Raw genomic sequence first — 16,259 nt, 5'->3', positions numbered from 1 at the left:
ATGAACGCGTTGCCCGCACACGCGGCACACCCCGCGCAACGGCACGCGCTGGCCGCGGCGCTCGGCGACGGCTGGCTCGAAGGCGCGGCATGCGAGCCGTATGCGACCGACGTCATGCAGTACGGCGGCGTGCCGCTCGGCGTCGCGCGGCCGGCATCGACCGCCGACGTGCGCGCGCTGGCCCGCGTCGCCGTCGCGCACCGGATCGGGCTCGTCGCCCAGGGCGCGCGCAGCGGCCTCGTCGGCGCGGCCGTGCCCGATCGCAGCGGCACCCAATGCGTGGTGTCGTTCGAGCGGATGCGCGCCGTTCGCGCGTTCGATCCGGCCAATCGCAGCATCACGGTCGACGCCGGCGTGCGGCTGTCCGACCTCAACCGCGTGGCGGGCGAAGCCGGCCTCTGCGTGCCGATCGATCTCGGCAGCGATCCGGCGGCCGGCGGCCTCGTCGGTGCGAACGCGGGCGGCAGCCGCCTGATCAAGTACGGCGACGTGCGCCGTCACGTACTCGGCGTCGAAGTCGTGCTGGCGGACGAAGCCGGCACCGTGATCGACGCGCTCGCGCCGCTGCGCAAGCGCAACGCGGGCTTCGACGTCGCGCAATGCTTCATCGGCGCGAATGGCGCGAACGGGCTCGTGACGGCCGTGTCGTTCGCGCTCGCGCCGCTCGAACGGTCGGCATGCGCGGCGTTCGTCGCGTTCGCGTCGTACGATGCGGCGCTCGCCGGCCTGCTCGCGTTCGAACGCGCATTCGGCGAGATGCTGTCGGCGTTCGAGTTCATGTCGGCGGCGGCGGTCGGTTGCGTCGCGGCGGCGTTTCCGGCATTGCGCGCGCCGTTCGAGCCCGATGAAGCCGCCTGCCACGCGCTCGTCGAGATCGCGACCGGCATGCCGGGGCTCGATGCGCTGCTCGAGGAACGCGCGGTCGCAACGCTCGACGCGCTGGCCGGCGATGGCCTGGTGCTCGACGCGGCGTGCGCGCCGGCGGAACGGTTCTGGCGGATTCGCGACGCGCTGCCGGCCGCGGTCGCGCAGGACGGCCTGCCGCTGTCGTTCGACGTGTCGTTCCCGCGCGGCGCGCTGGCCGGATTCGTCGCCGACGCCGAGCGGTGGCTCGCCGCCGCGCATCCGGCGCTGCGCTGTCATGCGTTCGGCCATTTCGGCGACGGCGGCTGCCATCTCGTCGTGTCGATTCCGCCTACCGCGGCGCAACGCTACGGGCCGCTGCAGCAAATGGCGCTGCGCGGCGCGCTGTACGACCGCGTCGTGCAGGCAGGCGGCTGCTTCAGCGCGGAGCACGGCGTCGGGCCGGTCAATATCGCGTACTACCGCAAGCACGTGCCGGCCGCGCAACGGCAGCTCGCCGGCGCCGTCCAGCACGCGATCGATCCGCTGGGTCTGGTCGGACGCGTTCGCTACTGATTCGCCGATTCGCGGCGCCACGGAGATTTCGCATGATGTTTCGACACCCGCCCGAGCGCGGCATCCCGTCCGAACCGGACGCCGACCCTTCGTCCCCCGGCATCCCGGCCAGGCTGCCCGACTCGGGCGTGGTGGTCAACGTGCGGGGCGTCGCCTGCGTGATCCCGTTGCCGCCGCGCGACCATGCGCGCCCGGCGCTGTGGCGTGCGCTGGCGGACTGGCGCGACGAACGGTCGGCCGATCGCCACGTCGAGCCGGATGGACGGCAGGATTGAGCAGCCGGCTCGCGGCGGGCCGGCAAGCGCGCACATGCGACCGCGGCGCCGGACACCGTCGGTCGTCCGGCGCCGCGACGGGCAAAGCGTGCAATCAGAACACCGCGTGCCCGCTGATCAGGCTCGGCAGCCACGTCGAGAAGAACGGCATGTACGTGACGATATTGATCGCGCTGAAGATCGCGAGGTAGTACGGCCACGCCATCTTCGTCGTTTCGCCGATCGACACGTTGCCGATCGCGCAACCGACGAACTGCACCGACCCGATCGGCGGATGCACGAGGCCGAGCGAGCAGTTCAGCAGCAGCATGATCCCGAACTGCACCGGCCCGACGCCGCACGCCATCGCGATCGGCAGGAACAGCGGCGTCGTGATCAGGATGTGCGCGGCCATGTCGACGAACGTGCCGAGGAACACCTGGATGATGTTGATGTACAGCAGCATCAGCCACGGCGCCGCGGTCGACTGCTTCAACAGCCCTTCGATCGCATCCGGGATCTCCAGATACGACATCTGGAAGCGCAGCATGTTGGACACGGCGATCAGCAGCAGCACGACGCCCGTCGTGCGCGCCGCATGCGACAGCGCGCGGCGCAGCTTCTCGGCCGTCAGCGTGCGGTAGACCACCGCGGTCAGCACGAGCGAGTACACGACGGCGATCGCGGCCGCTTCGGTCGCGGTGGCGATGCCCTTCGCGACGCACACGAGGATGATCGCGATCACCATCAGCCCGGGCACCGCGCCGACGAAGCTGCGCAGCACCGCATACCAGCCGGGAAAGCGCGGCAGCGCGGACGAGCCGTCCTCACGGCGCGGGTAGCCGTGACGCACGGCCTGCCAGTACGCGGCGGCGAGCACGAAGCCCATCACCCACAACACCGGCAGGAGTCCCGAGAACAGCAGGTCGCCGATCGACACGCCGCTCACCGGCTGGCCGTGCAGCATCCCGGTAATGCCCTGCGCGGCGAACGCGTAGATGATCATGTTGGTCGACGTCGGCATCAGCGCGCCGGCGAGCGATGCGTGCGTCGTCACGTTGACCGCGTACGCGGCGCTGTAGCCTTCGCGCTTCATCAGCGGAATCACCACGCCGCCCATCGCCGACGTATCGGCGGTCGGCGAGCCCGACACGCCGCCGAACAGCGTGCACGCGACGACGTTCGCCATCCCGAGGCCGCCGCGGAAGTGGCCGACGGTCGCCTGCGCGAAGCGCAGGATCCGGTCCGCGATGCCGCCATGCAGCATCAGCTCGCCGGAGAAGATGAAGAACGGCACCGCGAGGAACGAGAACGCGTTCATCCCCGAGATCATCGCCTGCATCGCGGTCGCGATCGGCAGGCCTTCGACCATGTAGGTCAATACGCATGCAATGCCGAGCGCGAACGACACGGGCACGCCCAGCACGAGGAATATCAGAAAACTGACGGACAGGATCGCGAGTTCCATGGCGTTATTGTCCCGACGAAGAACGGCGAAGCGCGAGCAGGTGCTCGAGCGAGAAGAAGATGATCGCAACCGCCGCGGGCATCGTGATCAGGTAGCGCACGCCTTCGGGCAGCCCGATGATCGGGATCCGGTCGCCCATCGTCTCGACGGCCATGCTGCCGCAGCCGATCATGATCATGATCGCGAACGCGATCAGGCTCAGGTGCTGGATCGCGATGACGACCGTGCGCGCCTTCGGCGACAGTCGCCGCACCAGCGAATCGAGGCCGATGTGGCCGCCGTCGCGCACCTTCATCGCGGCGCCGAACATCGCGATCACGATCACGAGCAACAGCGCGATCGGCTCGACGAAATCCGGTGCGTTCTCGAACACGTAGCGCATCACGACCGCATAGAACACCAGCACCGTGAGCACCGCGAGGCACGCCGACGCGATCACGGCGAGCACGCGGAACAGCCCATCGTTCACGCACCGCAGCAGCGGCGCGGCCGCGCGCGGCCGGCACGGCGGTGCGCCGTCGGCGGCCGGCGCGTCCGGCGAGCCCACGGTCGCGGCGCCATTCAGGGAAGTGCGACGCGTCACTTGGTGGCCTCGATCTCGTCGACGATCTGCTTCATCTGCGGCGTCTTTTCATACTTGGTCCACAGCGGCTGCATCGCCTTCACGAACGCCGCGCGGTCGATTTGCGCGGCCGGCAGGATCTTCGCGCCGCCCTTCGTCACCAGCTGCTGCGCGGACGCCTCGCGCGCGGTCCACAGCTTCTGGTAGTACGGCACCGAATCGGCCGCCGCCTTCCTGATCGCCGCCTGCTCCTGCGGCGACAGCGTGTCCCAGATCTTCTTCGAGAACACCAGCACTTCCGGCGTCATCGCGTGCTGCGTTTCCGAGTAATCGGGCGCCACTTCGTAGTGCTTGGTTTCCTCGTACGACGGCAGGTTGTTTTCCGCCGCATCGACGAGGCCCGTCTTCAGGCCCGTGTATACCTCGGCGAACGGCATCGGCGTCGGCGTGCCGCCCATCGCGCGGATCTCGTCGACCATCAGGTCCGACGGTTGCACGCGCACCTTCAGCCCCTTCATGTCGGCCGGCGAGCGCACCGGGCGCTTCGCGTAGATCGAGCGCGCGCCGCTCTCGTAGAACGTCAGCGCGATCATCCCCTTCGCGGTGAACGCATCGAGGATCTTCCGGCCGGCCGGGCCGTACATCGCCTTGCGGAAATGGTCGACGTCGCGGAACAGGAACGGGAACGACGGGATCAGCGATTCCGGCACGATCTCGTTGAACGACGCGCCGTTCACGCGCGCCATGTCGATCGCGCCGATCCGCACCTGGTCGACCGTGTCCTTCTCGGAGCCGAGCGCGCTGTTGCCGAACACCTTGATCGAATCCTTGCCGCCCGTCTGCTTCGACAGTTCGTCGCCCATGAACTTCACGGCCATGTTGGTCGGGAAGTTGTCGCCGTGCACGTCCGCCGAGCGGAACACGCGCGCCTGCGCGGACAGCGCGAAGCCGGCCATCAAGGCGACGGCCAGGACGGTACGGGAGCCGGTGAATCGGTGCTTCATGGTGAGTCTCCTGGATGGTCGATCGTTGTTGTGCGGCGATCCGGCGGCCCGCCCGGGCTTCGCCGAGACGATTCCCCAATCGCCAAGTCATACGTCGTATGATGTGTTGAGCGAATGTACGTCGGTTAACCGTTTAACTCACTTGGTGCATACCCGTATAACCGCTGTCATCAAGGGCTTGATGAGGAATCGGGAAACCGGATTCTCCGTTTTCTTCCTTTTTCGCGAAACGTTTTCCGGAAGTGGGTCGGTATCCCGATCGCACATCGGCGTCGCGGTTTTCCCCCCGCTCAATGGCCTTCTTTCGCTTCATTGGCCGACGTTATAGGATGACTGACCATGATCTTGCCGCGCCGCCGCGATAATCGTGCGATCGATCCGTCGTCGGGCGTGCCGCCTGACAGGCACGCGCGATGCGCGCCGCCACAGCGTGAAAACGCGAAAGGAGCCAGTCATGTCGATCACGAAGCGATCAGCGCCAACCGACCCGGCCACACCGCCGAACGCCGGCGACGAAGGCCCCGCGGACGCGCCGGGCATCGGTGAGGACACGTGCCGCGTCTGCCGCGGCACCGGCATGGTGGAGGGACAGACGTGCACCGTCTGCGGCGGGACGGGCAAGGTACTGCAGGGAATCGGCGGCGGATAGGTAAAAACGCAGGCGCGCCCGCGCGCACGGATCGCTCAGGTCTGCATGACCAGCGACGTCAGTTGCGCGGCGCGCGCCACGTCCGTCTTCGTGTAGATCGACTTGATCTGCGCGCGGACCGTGCCGATCGACACGCCGCGCAACGCCGCGCATTCCTGCGGCGAGCGCCCGTCGCAGCACAGCAGCACGGCGAGATCGGCTTCCGCCGACGACAGCCCGTAGAACACCCGCAAGCGCTGCGCGCGCGCCGACGGCGAACGAACGTCGGCGGCCGTCATCAGCGCCGCGACGCCGGGCCGTTCGCGCGCGAGACGCGACTGTTCTGGAACGGGGATCAACGCAAGCGGCAGCGGCTCGCCCGTCGCACGACGCAGCAGCAGTCCGCCGCGTGCGAATGCATGCCGCCATTGCGCGTCGTCGACGCAGCCTTCCGGCGCGAAACGCCCGTTCAGGACCCGCAGCGCCGGTTCGGCGGCGATCAGCTGATCGGCCGCGCGGTTCGTATAGCGCAGTTCACGCTGCGCGCCGAGCAGGAATACCGGCACCGGCACCGCGTCGAGCGCCGATTCCGCGGCGGCCACGCGCGCTTCGAGCTCGCCGATGCGCGCGTGGATGCGCAACGCGCGGCTGATGTGGGCGCCCATGATTTCGATCGCCCGACGCTGCTCGTCGGACAGCCCTTGCGATTCGGGGCCGCCCTGTACGCTGAGGAAAGCGCCGGCGCCCTCGCCGCGATGGATGTACAGGCCCGAAATGCTGCCGAGCCCGAACGGCTGCAGGAATTCCCGATAGAACACGCCATGTGTGCGCTGCCGCACCGACAGGTGCTTGACGTCCTCGAACCAGCGCCCTGCCTGCCAGTCGGCGGCAACCGGCACGACCGGGTCGTACAGGTAGAACTCGGTGTTGTAGCTGCGGTGGCACGCGGCGACCCATGACGGATCGTCGCCGGCCGCCCGCTCGATCGCCGGCAGCCGCGCTGCATCGTCGAACGACAGCAGCGTCGCCATGCGTACGCCGACCGACATGCGCAGGCCGTCCAGCACCGCTTCCCATCGTTGGTCGCCCAGCGCCGCAGCATAGACGTCATCGATCCATGCCGATGGAATCAACCCGTTCATCTGCATCTGGCCACCCCGTGCCGTGCGTTTTTATTGAACGCCGTTCGGGCATCTTACTCAATCGGCCTCATTGTTCAAATTGCCGATGCGGGTGTGATCGAAATACCACGGTGATGACTGCTTCTCGTCAAACGAAACGGTTATTTTCGACAGGGAAAAGCAATCCGTATTGACGCGGGACGGCCTGCGCGGCGCGGGTCGGCGAGATGGCGCCCGGTCAAGACGATGCAACCGAACACGCGACGGAGCGCGTTGCGCCGCCCGGTCCGACGATGCACTTACTTCATCGTCGTGAACCGCGCTTCCATCTCGTCGATCTTCGCGAGCACCGCTTCGCTCAGCTTTCTGACGTGACGCGGCACGTCGGGCGTCGACAGCAGTTCCTCGATACGCCCGCGCCAGTATCTCGGATGCCTGACGCGCCCCGCGCCCGACATCGACACATCGGCGACGGCCGTCTCGCTGTCCAGCAGCGCCACCATTCTCTGGATGTGAGAGAGCTCACGTTCCACATAGTCTCGTGCGAGCATATTGATTGAAATTCCCCGAAATACGACATCAGGCCTTCCGTCATCCACGCGCGATCGTCCGCGGCGCCACGACGCACCGCATACGTTGCGCATCAGCGTACGCGCCGATCGTGTCAACCGATTGTGCGGACGCACACAGCGATCGACAAAGGAATGACGGGCCTGTCCGATTGTCCTGGCGACATCCGGTCGCGATGCCCCGTTGACCATCGTAGGCCCACCGTTCGGCGCCGGCATCCCCAAAAGTGGGGATGCCGGCCGATATGGGCTGGACGACGACTTCCGGAAAGGACGGGGGTAAAAACGGCCGGCTGGCGCGACGGCTCGTTGCACGGCAACACGATGGCGGGCATTCCGGCGAATCGTGCGCTTTCACGTCTGACGAATCGGCCATCGGCAGCGACGTGCGGCTTCGTCGCACGCCTCGCGAGGTTCCAACGCACGACATCGTTGCAGTCGCAATTCCCCGGACGGGGAATCGGGCATGGGCGTGCCCGGTATCGCGCCGCCTGTCGCCCCTTGCATGTCGATTGGCGCGCTTTGCGAGTGAAGTGGCGCGCAAATGGCGGCATCATGGCGCATCCTTTCTGCCACGGAATCCCGTCCATGAATATCGATACCGACCTGCCCGTCATGGTGACCGGCGCGACCGGTTATGTCGCAGGCTGGCTCGTGCAGCGGCTGCTCGAGGCAGGCCTGACGGTCCATGCGGCCGTCCGCGACCCCGACAGCCCGGACAAGCTCGAGCATCTGCAGCGCATCGCGGCCGGCCAGCCCGGCACGATCCGCTATTTCCGCGCGGACCTGCTCGAACCCGGGTCGTACGCCGACGCGATGGCGGGTTGCGGGACCGTATTCCATACCGCGTCGCCGTTCACCGTCACCGTTCGCGATCCGCAGAAGGAACTGGTCGATCCGGCGCTGCTCGGCACGCGCAACGTACTCGAGACGGCAAACCGCACGCCGTCGGTGCGGCGCGTCGTGCTGACCAGCAGCTGTGCGGCGATCTACGGCGACAACGCCGATCTCGCCGCGACGCCCGATGGTGTGTTCACCGAAGCGATCTGGAACACCAGCTCGTCGCTGACGCATCAACCCTATTCGTATTCGAAGACGGTCGCCGAGCGCGAAGCGTGGAAGATCGCTCGCCAGCAGCAACGCTGGGATCTCGTGACCATCAATCCGTCGCTCGTGATCGGGCCGGGTATCAATCCGTACGCGACGTCGGAGAGCTTCGAGATCGTGCGGCAAATGGGCAACGGCACGATGAAGGCCGGCGTGCCGGATCTCGGCATGGGCGCGGTGGATGTCCGCGACGTCGCCGACGCGCATGTGCGTGCGGCGTTCCTGCCGAGCGCCAACGGCCGCTACATCGTGTCGGCACACGACACGAGCCTGCCGGCGATGGCCGCCACGCTGCTGGAACGGTATGGCGCCGACTACCCGGTTCCGCGGCGCATCCTGCCGAAATGGCTGGTTTGGCTGGTCGGCCCGCTCGCGAACAAGAGCGTGACGCGCCGCATGATCGCGCGCAACGTCGGGCTGCCCTGGCGCGCGGACAACAGCCGCAGCCGCAACGAACTGGGGATCCGTTATCGCCCGCTCGCCGAGTCGATGAACGACTTCTTCCAGCAGCTCGTCGAAACCGGGCAATTGCGCCGATGAACCGCTTCGCGATTTCGCCGGGCTGGCAGGTCGTGATGGTCGACCTCGGCCTGCGCGTCGACGAACTGCTGCGGCGCGCGCAGTTGCCCGCCGATCTGTTCACGCGGCCGGAAAACGGGCTGACGACACGCGAATACTTCCGTCTGTGGCGCGCGATGGAGGACATGGCGAATACGCCAGCCGTCGCGCTGCGCATCCTCGATCTGCTCTCCGTCGAGACCTTCGATCCGCCTCTGTTCGCCGCGTTGTGCAGTCCGAACCTGGAGATCGCGCTCCGGCGCATCGGCCAGTTCAAGCCGCTGATCGGCCCGGTCCGGTTGCGCGTATCGCACGAGGCCGACGCGCTGACCCTCGCGGTCGACTTCCTGGAGCGCGACATCCCGCCACCCGGCATGCTGGTCGCGGCCGAACTCGGCTTCTTCGTGAAACTCGCGCGGCTGGCGACCCGTACCGAACTGCCGGCGCGAGCCGTCACGCTGCCGCGCGACGTCAGCCCCGATCCCGGCTATGCGCGCTTTTTCGGCGTGACGCCGCGGTACGGCGATGCGCCCTCCGTGAGCGTGGCGCTGCAGGATGCGCGGCGTCCGTTCGTGACCGCGAACCACGCGATGTGGCAGATTTTCGAGCCCGACCTGCGCCGTCGCCTCGACGCGCTGTCGGCCGATGCCGGCATCGTCGAGCGCGTGCGCGCGGCACTGCTCGAATTGATTCCGGGCGGGCTCGCCACCGCGGACGGCGTCGCGCAAACGCTTGCGATCAGCAAGCGGACGCTGCAGCGGCGGCTCGGCGACGAAGGCGCGAACTTCAAAACCCTGCTGGCGGAAGTGCGCGAGAAGCTCGCGTGGCATTACCTTGATCGCTCGGATCTGCCCTACAGTCAGATCGCTTTCCTGCTCGGCTACCAGGATCCGAATTCGTTCTTCCGCGCATTCAACGAATGGACCGGGATGACGCCCGACACAGCCCGCTCGCGCACGGCGCACTGATCGATACCACGCGGGCCGCTGCCCCGTCGCCGCGGTTATCCCGAATCAACCGGCGGCGCCGCCGCGATTCAGCCCGAAAATGAAATCGGCTTCGACCGACGCGCCCTTCGGCAATTGCAGCACGCCGACCGACGAACGCGTATGGACGCCGGCGTCGCCGAGCACCGCGACCAACAGGTCCGACGCGCCGTCGGCCACTTCGCTTTGCATCGTGAAGCCGGGCGCGCTTCGCACGTACACGGTCATGCGCGGCACCGTTGCGATCGCATCGAGCGTGCCGCACTGCTTACGGATCAGCGCCAGCGCGCGCAGCGCGGAAATGCCGGCCGCGCGGCGGCCGTCTTCCAGCGAAACGGATTCGCCGACGATACCGACGAAATGCACGACTTCCCCGATTCGCGGCACCTGGCCGGCAATGTAGGCGGTGCTTCCGTCGATCAGGACCGGCGTGTACTTTCCGCCGATCCTGATCGTTTCGTCCGGATCGAATCCGAATTCGGCCGCGACCTGTTTCAGCTTTTCATCTCTGTTCATCAGTGAATTCCCCAATCCCTCTGAAAAAAGATAAAGAATAATTGAGTCTCCGAAGCTTGTCCCGTACGAGAAGATCGGACGCAAACGATCCCGTCAAGCCACTTCTCAGGTGTTCGAAGCAGTCATCCATTGCGATATCCACAATGGAATTCGTAGTCGAAGCAATTTTCTTCGTCATTTCCGGTTGAAACCGCTATCATGTATGGACACAACCTGAAGAGTGATATATGGCAACTTACAAGGAACTGAAAGCCCAAATGGATGCTTTGGCCGAGAAAGCCGAAGCAGCGCGCGCCGCTGAATTCCAGGCGGTCGTCGACGACATCCGCACCAAAGTCGCGGAATACGGCATTACCGAAAAAGACATTTTCGGTACGCGCCGCGGTCGGCCGGCCAAACAGGCGGGCGCCCCCGTGCAGGCCAAGTATCGCGATCCGAAGACCGGGGCCACCTGGTCGGGCCGCGGTCGCGCGCCCGCATGGATCAAGGATGCGAAGAATCGCAATCGATTCCTGATCCAGGAATAAGATTCCCCGCATATGGGCCGGCGCGTGATTCAATACGCTGCCCGGCAAATTGGGCATTGATTGGGGCATCGATACCGGCGGTATTCCATGGCCGCTCCGGTTGACGAGGTTTTGCCCGATCGGCGTGTCGCGCACGGGTTGATCCACCGACCGTGCCGCACGCCCATCCTTTCTTCAGCGTTCGTAATAGATCGCAAGCCAGACAGTTTGCAGTTCGTCATGCGTCCATGCGACACGATGACGGCAATGCGGCTCGATCAGTACGTAATCTCCGGCGCGCATATCGAGCCGCGTCGCATCCTCTTCGAATTCGAGCACGGCCGCGCCGGACAGCAGCACGACCCATTCGGCTCTTGGGTCGTCATACCAGAACCCGGCCGGGCTCGCATGCCCCATCGATACGATTCGCTCGACGTTCACGCGCGAGCCCGTGACGAGCATGTCGATTCGCTCGTCGCCGCCGCGCCGCCCTTCGACGCTGAATAAATTACCGGTTTGAAGTTGCATGGCTTCGCCTCGCCGTTGACCTTCGGGTAAAGGATGCGGATTTAAACGCGACGGGAAATATTCGCCGCAGCCTGACGTCGCCCAGGGTTGGCGTGCATCGTTAAAAAACCGTATCAAAAAGATGAAGACTGACGGTGATTTCACCGGCGCCGATTCGTTGCAGCGATAAGGCACGCATCGGCATTCTTTTAGCGACGCACGCCGCAACACGCCATTTCGATAAAAGCCGGCCAACATCCTGCCGCCCTGCGCAGCGTCGGGACAAGGGCTGTTCATGCCGATGATCAGCTTTCAAACGTGTCTCGGTCGACCCATTTTCCGTTCGCTGGCTGGCATGAGCAAGCATCGGCAAGGCCATTCGTTCTTTATTTCGATTCGAGGCGGCGTCTGCCTCTTAAGCGACAATATTGTCTCGGGCATCGATATCGACAGCGAGCGTCGACGAAGTACCGGCCTGCGTCAAACCATCCCCCTCAACCAGCCCAACAACACCGCCTGCGCACTCCCGTCCGCCACTGGCGCGGGGGCCAACAGGTAGTAATCCGATCCATCCTCGACGAACCCCATCGGCGCAACCAGCACACCGCTTTCGATGTCGTCGCGCACCAGGTGCCACGGCCCGATCGCTACCCCCAGCCCCGCGACGGCCGCTTGCAGACTGAAATAGAAATGATCGAACTGCTGCCCGTGCCCGTTCGCGGCCGGCTGATTCGCCGCCCGCGCCCACGCGTTCCAGGCGTCCGGCCGGGTCCGCGTATGCAGGAGCGCAGCGTCCGGCTTCAACGCGCGTCCGCCGCGCCGCGACGCAAACCACGCACCGACCTTGTCCGGCCGGCAAACCGGTCCCACCCGTTCGGCGAACAGATGCTCGGCGTGATACCCCGACGGCCACGGGAAATCGTTGCGACGAATCGCCATGTCGATACCGCTGTCGAACGAGAACGGCCCGCCCGCGGCGGCCAGATGGATATCGACGCCCGCATGCCGCGCCTGAAAATCCGGCCAGCGCGGGATCAGCCAGCGCATCAGGAGCGTCGGCTCGCACGACAGCACCGAACGCCGCGCACGGGCGGCCTCGGTGCGCAACGCGTGGGCGGCGTGACGCATCAGGCCCAGGCCGTCATGGACGGCCTGGGCGAGTGTGCGGCCCGCATCGGTCAGGAACACGCGCCGGCTGCGCCGCTCGAACAGCGCCACGCCCAGATCGTCCTCGAGCAAGCGCACCGCGCGGCTGACGGCGCCATGGGTCAGGCACAGCTCGTCCGCCGCGCGACTGAAATTCTCGTGACGCGCCGCCGCGTCGAAACAGCGCAGCGCCATCAGCGACGGCAGGTTCGTCCGAATCGACTGTGATTCAAACTCACCATTCTGGTCAGAAATCATCGTTTTTCCTGATGAGGCACGATCGATAAGATTGTGCCATTAACACCTCCTCCGCAGGAACGACGCCATGACCGAACTGATAGTCGTAGTCACCATTACGCTGCTGGCCGTCATCAGCCCGGGACCGGACTTCGCGATGGTCACGCGCAACAGCCTGATGCTGTCGCGTCGTTCCGGCGTGCTCACCGCGTGCGGGATCGGGCTCGGCGTGACGGTCCACGTGGGCTATACGCTGCTGGGCGTCGGGCTCCTGATCCGTCAGTCGCCGTGGCTCTTCGATGCCGTCAAGCTGATCGGCGCGATCTACCTGATCTACGTCGGTGCAAAGATGCTCACGACGAATGCCGGCAGCGTGCAAGCCGACACGTGCGTCGCGCCGCTGTCCGATCTGGCCGCGCTGCGCACGGGCTTCCTGACCAATGCGCTGAACCCCAAAACCACGGTATTCATCGTCAGCCTGTTCATGCAGGCAGTCCGGCCCGACACGCCGTTGATCGTGCAGATCGGCTACGGCGCATTCATCGCGACCGCCCATGCCGGCTGGTTCAGCCTCGTGGCGATCTGTTTCTCGGCCACGGCTGTCCGCGATCGCCTGCTGTCGCTGCGGCACTGGATCGATCGCACGTTCGGATGCCTGCTGGTGGGCTTCGGCGTCGCGCTCGCCATCGCACGCGGCGGGCGCTGACACGCGACCCGCGCCGGCGACGTCAGAACGTCGGTGCGATCGCCCGTGCTTCGTCGATCGCCCGGCTCCGGTCGGCCTTCCCGTCCGGGCCGAACAACGTGCGCTCGACGACGATCCCCGTGATGTCCGTCACGCCCACGAACTTGAGCCACGTTTCCATGTACGGGCGCTGCAGATCGAATTCGGCGGCCGGCGTAAACGACCCGGGCGACTGATAGGCGAGCCCGCGTGCGTAGACCACCGCCGCCTTTTTCCCGGCCAGCTTGCCGGTGAAACCCGTTCCGTCGAACGTGAACAACACATCCTTCTGCGAGATCACGTCGATCAGGTGCTTGAGCTTGTACGGAATGCTGAAATTCCACAGCGGCACGCCGAACAGGAATTTGTCCGCTTCGTGGAACGGCGCCGCGAGCCGCTCGATCTGCTGCCACGCCGCCACCTGCTCCGACGTCAACGCCGTGCCGCTCAGTCCGGCATATTTCGCGGCCAACGCGGCGGCGTCGAATTCGGGCATCGGTAGATCCCAGATATCGAGCTTCCGGATCTCGTGGTCGGGATGGGCCTGCCGGTACGCGTCGAGAAACGCATTGCATACCTCGATGGACGCCGAATGGGCCTTGTTGGGTGAGCCTTCGATATAGAGCACGCGTGTCATGGCGCCGGTCCTTGCCAAGAGTGACGACGGCGCGCCGGATGCGCGCTCGCCCACTTCGCTTCGCAGCCTATCGGGTCGGCCTATAATCCGGAAACGATATTAATTAATCAAATTAACCCGGATTGGTGATAAATGAATGCTCCCCTCGACACGGCGCTGCTTCATACATTCGTTGGGGTTGCCGACGTGCGCAGCTTCACCGGCGCCGGGCGTCGGCTGAACCTCAGCCAGTCCGCGGTCAGCGCGCAGATCCTTCGTCTCGAGGAACAGGTCGGCCAGGCGCTGCTCGTGCGCAACACGCGCAGCGTCACGCTCACCGGGCATGGCGAAACGCTGCTCGGCTACGCACGCGCGATGCTCAATCTGAGCGCGGAAGCCCGCGCCAGGCTGGGAACCGGTGACGCCACCGACGTCAAGCTGCGGATCGGCGTGTCGGAAGACTTTGCAGGCGGCTGGCTGCCGGACCTGATGCGCCGCCATGGCGCCGCGCGGCGCGGCCTGCGGCTGGATCTGGTCGTCGACATCGGAGACAGCCTGTTTCGGCGGCATGCCGACGGCGAATTCGATCTCGTGATCGGCAGCCGGTGCTCGCACTCGGGCCACGGCGCGACGTTATGGCACGAGCCGCTCGTCTGGGCGTTCGCGCGCCACGAGCCGCTTCCGGAAGGCGACGTGCCGCTCGCGTGTTTCCCCGATCCGTGCCCGTACCGCGGCGCCGCCATCACGGCGCTCGCGCTGGCCGGCATGCGCTACCGGATCGCGTGCGAAAGCCCCAGCGTGACCGGCATCCGCACCTTCGCCCGGGCCGGCATCGCGATCGCGCCGGTGCCGCGCAGCGCGCTCGACGACACGCTTCGTGAACTGGGATTGCCCGAAGGCTTACCGGAACTGCCGGAGATGGAATTCGTGATGATGCACGACGCGCGGATGCCGGCGGCCGTCGAATTCGCCGCGACGATTCTGGACGAAACCGCTGCCCGCACGGGCGCGGGCAAGCGCAACCGGGTGTAGCGGTAGCGCCCGCGAGCGATCGCCGGCGGGACTCCGTTCAAATCACCTCGAAGCGCAACCCGGCATGGCGCACCAGACGCTCGATATAGCGTTCGTCGAACATCGTCGCAGGTGTCCAGAACCCGCCGCCGCGTCCGGTCTTCACGCCGTCACGGCTGCAATCGAGTGCGAGACCGATCGCGGCCTGGCCGAGCATCTTGCCGGTGGAGCCATAGCCCGGATCGCGATCGCCGGTGACTTTCACCCGCAAGGTTCGGCCGTCGTCGGTGCGGCCGAAGAAGCGCAAATCGTAGCGGCCGGCCTGCTGGGCTTCGACGCTCGGCCCTTCGCCGGGTTTCGGCAGCAGGAAGCGCTCCATCAGGCCGCGCACCGGCCCGATGAGGACGCCGACCATGAATGCACCGAGGCCCGCCACCATCGTCAGCGCGGTCATGCGCCCCTTCAGACCCGTGCCCGTCATCACGGCTTCGTCATAGGTAAAGCGGCTGCCGTACGCATGGCCGGCCAGCGCATTGGAGCGATGCACGACGCGCTCGTTGATCGCCGCCATCACGAACGGCGCGATCCACGCATCGCAGTCGCGATCGAGTTCGGCGGATCGAACCGCATGCTGCCGCACGGTGAAACCATGACGTTGCGGGCACAACGAATAAGGATCGAGCAGTTCGCGGCGCAATACCGGATCGGCAGCCGCTTCTCGCACCACGTTGATCACGCTGGCCACGGTGCCGCCCGATGCACCGCCCTTCAGCGTTTTCACGCGCATCTTCACGTGAGCGGCCGGCACGCCCCACTGTTGCCGAGCCTGTTGCTGCAGGAAGAACACGCCCATGTCGGACGGCACCGAGTCGAAGCCGCAGCAATGCACAATGCGCGCGCCCGATTGGCGGGCCGCGGGCTCGTACTTGTCGATCATCCGCTTGATCCACTGCGTTTCGCCGGTGAGATCGCAATAGTCGGTGCCGGTCTGCGCGCAGACCCGGACCAGCGGCTCGCCGTACAGCGCGTAGGGGCCGACCGTGGACACCACCACCCGCGTTTGCGCGCACAGCGCCCGGAGTTGCGTCTCGTCGGCCGCGTCGGCGACGATGATCGGCACCGTCTGCGCAGCCGCGCCGAGCGTATCCCTGACCTGCCTGAGCTTCGCGTCGGATCGTCCCGCGATCGCCCAGCGCAGCGTTTCGCCCGCACCGGCGTCCGACAGATAGTCGGACAGATAGCGGGCCAGGATCTGCCCGACGAAACTGGTGGCGCCGAATACGACGAGATCGTAGGTCGGTTGCGGCATGGACGACTCCT

At 66.1% G+C, this 16,259-nt stretch carries 18 protein-coding genes; 8 read left to right on the top strand and 10 right to left on the bottom strand.

The genetic code is table 11. The annotated features are described in order from the left end of the window. Both A9Z05_RS21420 and A9Z05_RS21415 read left to right on the top strand, forming a co-directional pair. On the top strand, positions 1 to 1,419 hold the full coding sequence (locus A9Z05_RS21420) for an FAD-binding oxidoreductase (protein WP_069619828.1): 1,419 nt from the start codon (positions 1 to 3) through the stop codon (positions 1,417 to 1,419). A gap of 32 nt (positions 1,420 to 1,451) precedes the next feature. Then, positions 1,452 to 1,694: a hypothetical protein gene (locus A9Z05_RS21415; protein ID WP_069619827.1), complete on the top strand. Its 243-nt coding sequence runs from the start codon at positions 1,452 to 1,454 to the stop codon at positions 1,692 to 1,694. Between the two features lie 94 nt (positions 1,695 to 1,788). Here the strand turns inward: A9Z05_RS21415 and A9Z05_RS21410 are convergent, their stop codons facing one another. Genes A9Z05_RS21410 through A9Z05_RS21400 form a run of 3 tightly spaced genes read right to left on the bottom strand, consistent with a single transcriptional unit; the run spans position 1,789 to position 4,707 of the window. Further along, the gene (locus A9Z05_RS21410) at positions 1,789 to 3,141 is read right to left on the bottom strand and encodes a TRAP transporter large permease (protein ID WP_006481162.1); all 1,353 of its coding nucleotides are present in this window, start codon (positions 3,139 to 3,141) and stop codon (positions 1,789 to 1,791) included. A 4-nt stretch (positions 3,142 to 3,145) separates the two neighbouring features. Then, entirely contained in the window at positions 3,146 to 3,724 is a 579-nt protein-coding gene (locus tag A9Z05_RS21405) for a TRAP transporter small permease (RefSeq protein WP_069619826.1), read from the bottom strand. Next, a complete protein-coding gene (locus A9Z05_RS21400; protein WP_069619825.1) occupies positions 3,721 to 4,707 on the bottom strand; it encodes a TRAP transporter substrate-binding protein in 987 nt (328 codons plus the stop codon). The genes A9Z05_RS21405 and A9Z05_RS21400 overlap by 4 nt, the downstream gene beginning before the upstream one ends. A 454-nt stretch (positions 4,708 to 5,161) precedes the next feature. Here A9Z05_RS21400 and A9Z05_RS21395 point away from each other — a divergent pair, with 454 nt between their 5' ends. Further along, on the top strand, positions 5,162 to 5,356 hold the full coding sequence (locus A9Z05_RS21395) for a hypothetical protein (protein ID WP_069619824.1): 195 nt from the start codon (positions 5,162 to 5,164) through the stop codon (positions 5,354 to 5,356). Between the two features lie 35 nt (positions 5,357 to 5,391). On the opposite strand, the gene A9Z05_RS21390 is transcribed toward A9Z05_RS21395, so the two are convergent. Then, positions 5,392 to 6,477: a helix-turn-helix transcriptional regulator gene (locus A9Z05_RS21390; protein WP_249190429.1), complete on the bottom strand. Its 1,086-nt coding sequence runs from the start codon at positions 6,475 to 6,477 to the stop codon at positions 5,392 to 5,394. Between the two features lie 278 nt (positions 6,478 to 6,755). Further along, on the bottom strand, positions 6,756 to 7,007 hold the full coding sequence (locus tag A9Z05_RS21385; protein WP_069619822.1) for a hypothetical protein: 252 nt from the start codon (positions 7,005 to 7,007) through the stop codon (positions 6,756 to 6,758). Positions 7,008 to 7,613: 606 nt separating this feature from the next. On the opposite strand from A9Z05_RS21385, the gene A9Z05_RS21380 reads away from it, so the two are divergent. Continuing rightward, positions 7,614 to 8,672 carry an NAD-dependent epimerase/dehydratase family protein gene (locus A9Z05_RS21380; RefSeq protein ID WP_176730236.1) on the top strand — a complete coding sequence of 353 codons (1,059 nt, stop codon included), beginning with the start codon at positions 7,614 to 7,616 and terminating at the stop codon, positions 8,670 to 8,672. Further along, the gene (locus tag A9Z05_RS21375; RefSeq protein ID WP_069619820.1) at positions 8,669 to 9,658 is read left to right on the top strand and encodes an AraC family transcriptional regulator; all 990 of its coding nucleotides are present in this window, start codon (positions 8,669 to 8,671) and stop codon (positions 9,656 to 9,658) included. Before A9Z05_RS21380 ends, A9Z05_RS21375 begins: the two co-directional genes overlap by 4 nt. 45 nt (positions 9,659 to 9,703) lie before the next feature. Here the strand turns inward: A9Z05_RS21375 and A9Z05_RS21370 are convergent, their stop codons facing one another. After that, entirely contained in the window at positions 9,704 to 10,192 is a 489-nt protein-coding gene (locus tag A9Z05_RS21370) for a RidA family protein (RefSeq protein ID WP_069619819.1), read from the bottom strand. Between the two features lie 227 nt (positions 10,193 to 10,419). Here A9Z05_RS21370 and A9Z05_RS21365 point away from each other — a divergent pair, with 227 nt between their 5' ends. Further along, complete coding sequence (locus A9Z05_RS21365; RefSeq protein WP_006481154.1) at positions 10,420 to 10,719, top strand: H-NS family nucleoid-associated regulatory protein; 300 nt, start codon at positions 10,420 to 10,422, stop codon at positions 10,717 to 10,719. A gap of 174 nt (positions 10,720 to 10,893) precedes the next feature. Here the strand turns inward: A9Z05_RS21365 and A9Z05_RS21360 are convergent, their stop codons facing one another. Together A9Z05_RS21360 and A9Z05_RS21355 are read right to left on the bottom strand one after the other, a co-directional pair. Continuing rightward, positions 10,894 to 11,226 (bottom strand): cupin domain-containing protein, encoded by a 333-nt coding sequence (locus A9Z05_RS21360; protein ID WP_069619818.1) that lies wholly within the window; start codon positions 11,224 to 11,226, stop codon positions 10,894 to 10,896. Between the two features lie 459 nt (positions 11,227 to 11,685). Then, entirely contained in the window at positions 11,686 to 12,609 is a 924-nt protein-coding gene (locus A9Z05_RS21355; RefSeq protein ID WP_069619817.1) for a LysR family transcriptional regulator, read from the bottom strand. A gap of 67 nt (positions 12,610 to 12,676) precedes the next feature. Between A9Z05_RS21355 and A9Z05_RS21350 the strand changes: the two genes are divergently transcribed. Next, positions 12,677 to 13,294: a LysE family translocator gene (locus tag A9Z05_RS21350; protein WP_069619816.1), complete on the top strand. Its 618-nt coding sequence runs from the start codon at positions 12,677 to 12,679 to the stop codon at positions 13,292 to 13,294. A 22-nt stretch (positions 13,295 to 13,316) separates the two neighbouring features. On the opposite strand, the gene A9Z05_RS21345 is transcribed toward A9Z05_RS21350, so the two are convergent. After that, a complete protein-coding gene (locus tag A9Z05_RS21345) occupies positions 13,317 to 13,949 on the bottom strand; it encodes an FMN-dependent NADH-azoreductase (RefSeq protein ID WP_069619815.1) in 633 nt (210 codons plus the stop codon). Positions 13,950 to 14,081: 132 nt separating this feature from the next. Between A9Z05_RS21345 and A9Z05_RS21340 the strand changes: the two genes are divergently transcribed. Then, positions 14,082 to 14,960, top strand: coding sequence for a LysR substrate-binding domain-containing protein (locus tag A9Z05_RS21340; RefSeq protein ID WP_069619814.1), 879 nt, complete (start codon positions 14,082 to 14,084; stop codon positions 14,958 to 14,960). Positions 14,961 to 14,997: 37 nt separating this feature from the next. On the opposite strand, the gene A9Z05_RS21335 is transcribed toward A9Z05_RS21340, so the two are convergent. Beyond that, on the bottom strand, positions 14,998 to 16,248 hold the full coding sequence (locus A9Z05_RS21335; RefSeq protein ID WP_069619813.1) for a trans-acting enoyl reductase family protein: 1,251 nt from the start codon (positions 16,246 to 16,248) through the stop codon (positions 14,998 to 15,000). Positions 16,249 to 16,259: the final 11 nt, after the last annotated feature.

The sequence above is a fragment of the Burkholderia sp. A2 genome (genome assembly GCF_001729305.1).
Lineage (GTDB): Bacteria > Pseudomonadota > Gammaproteobacteria > Burkholderiales > Burkholderiaceae > Burkholderia > Burkholderia sola.
This window is presented reverse-complemented; position numbering and strand designations above follow the sequence as displayed.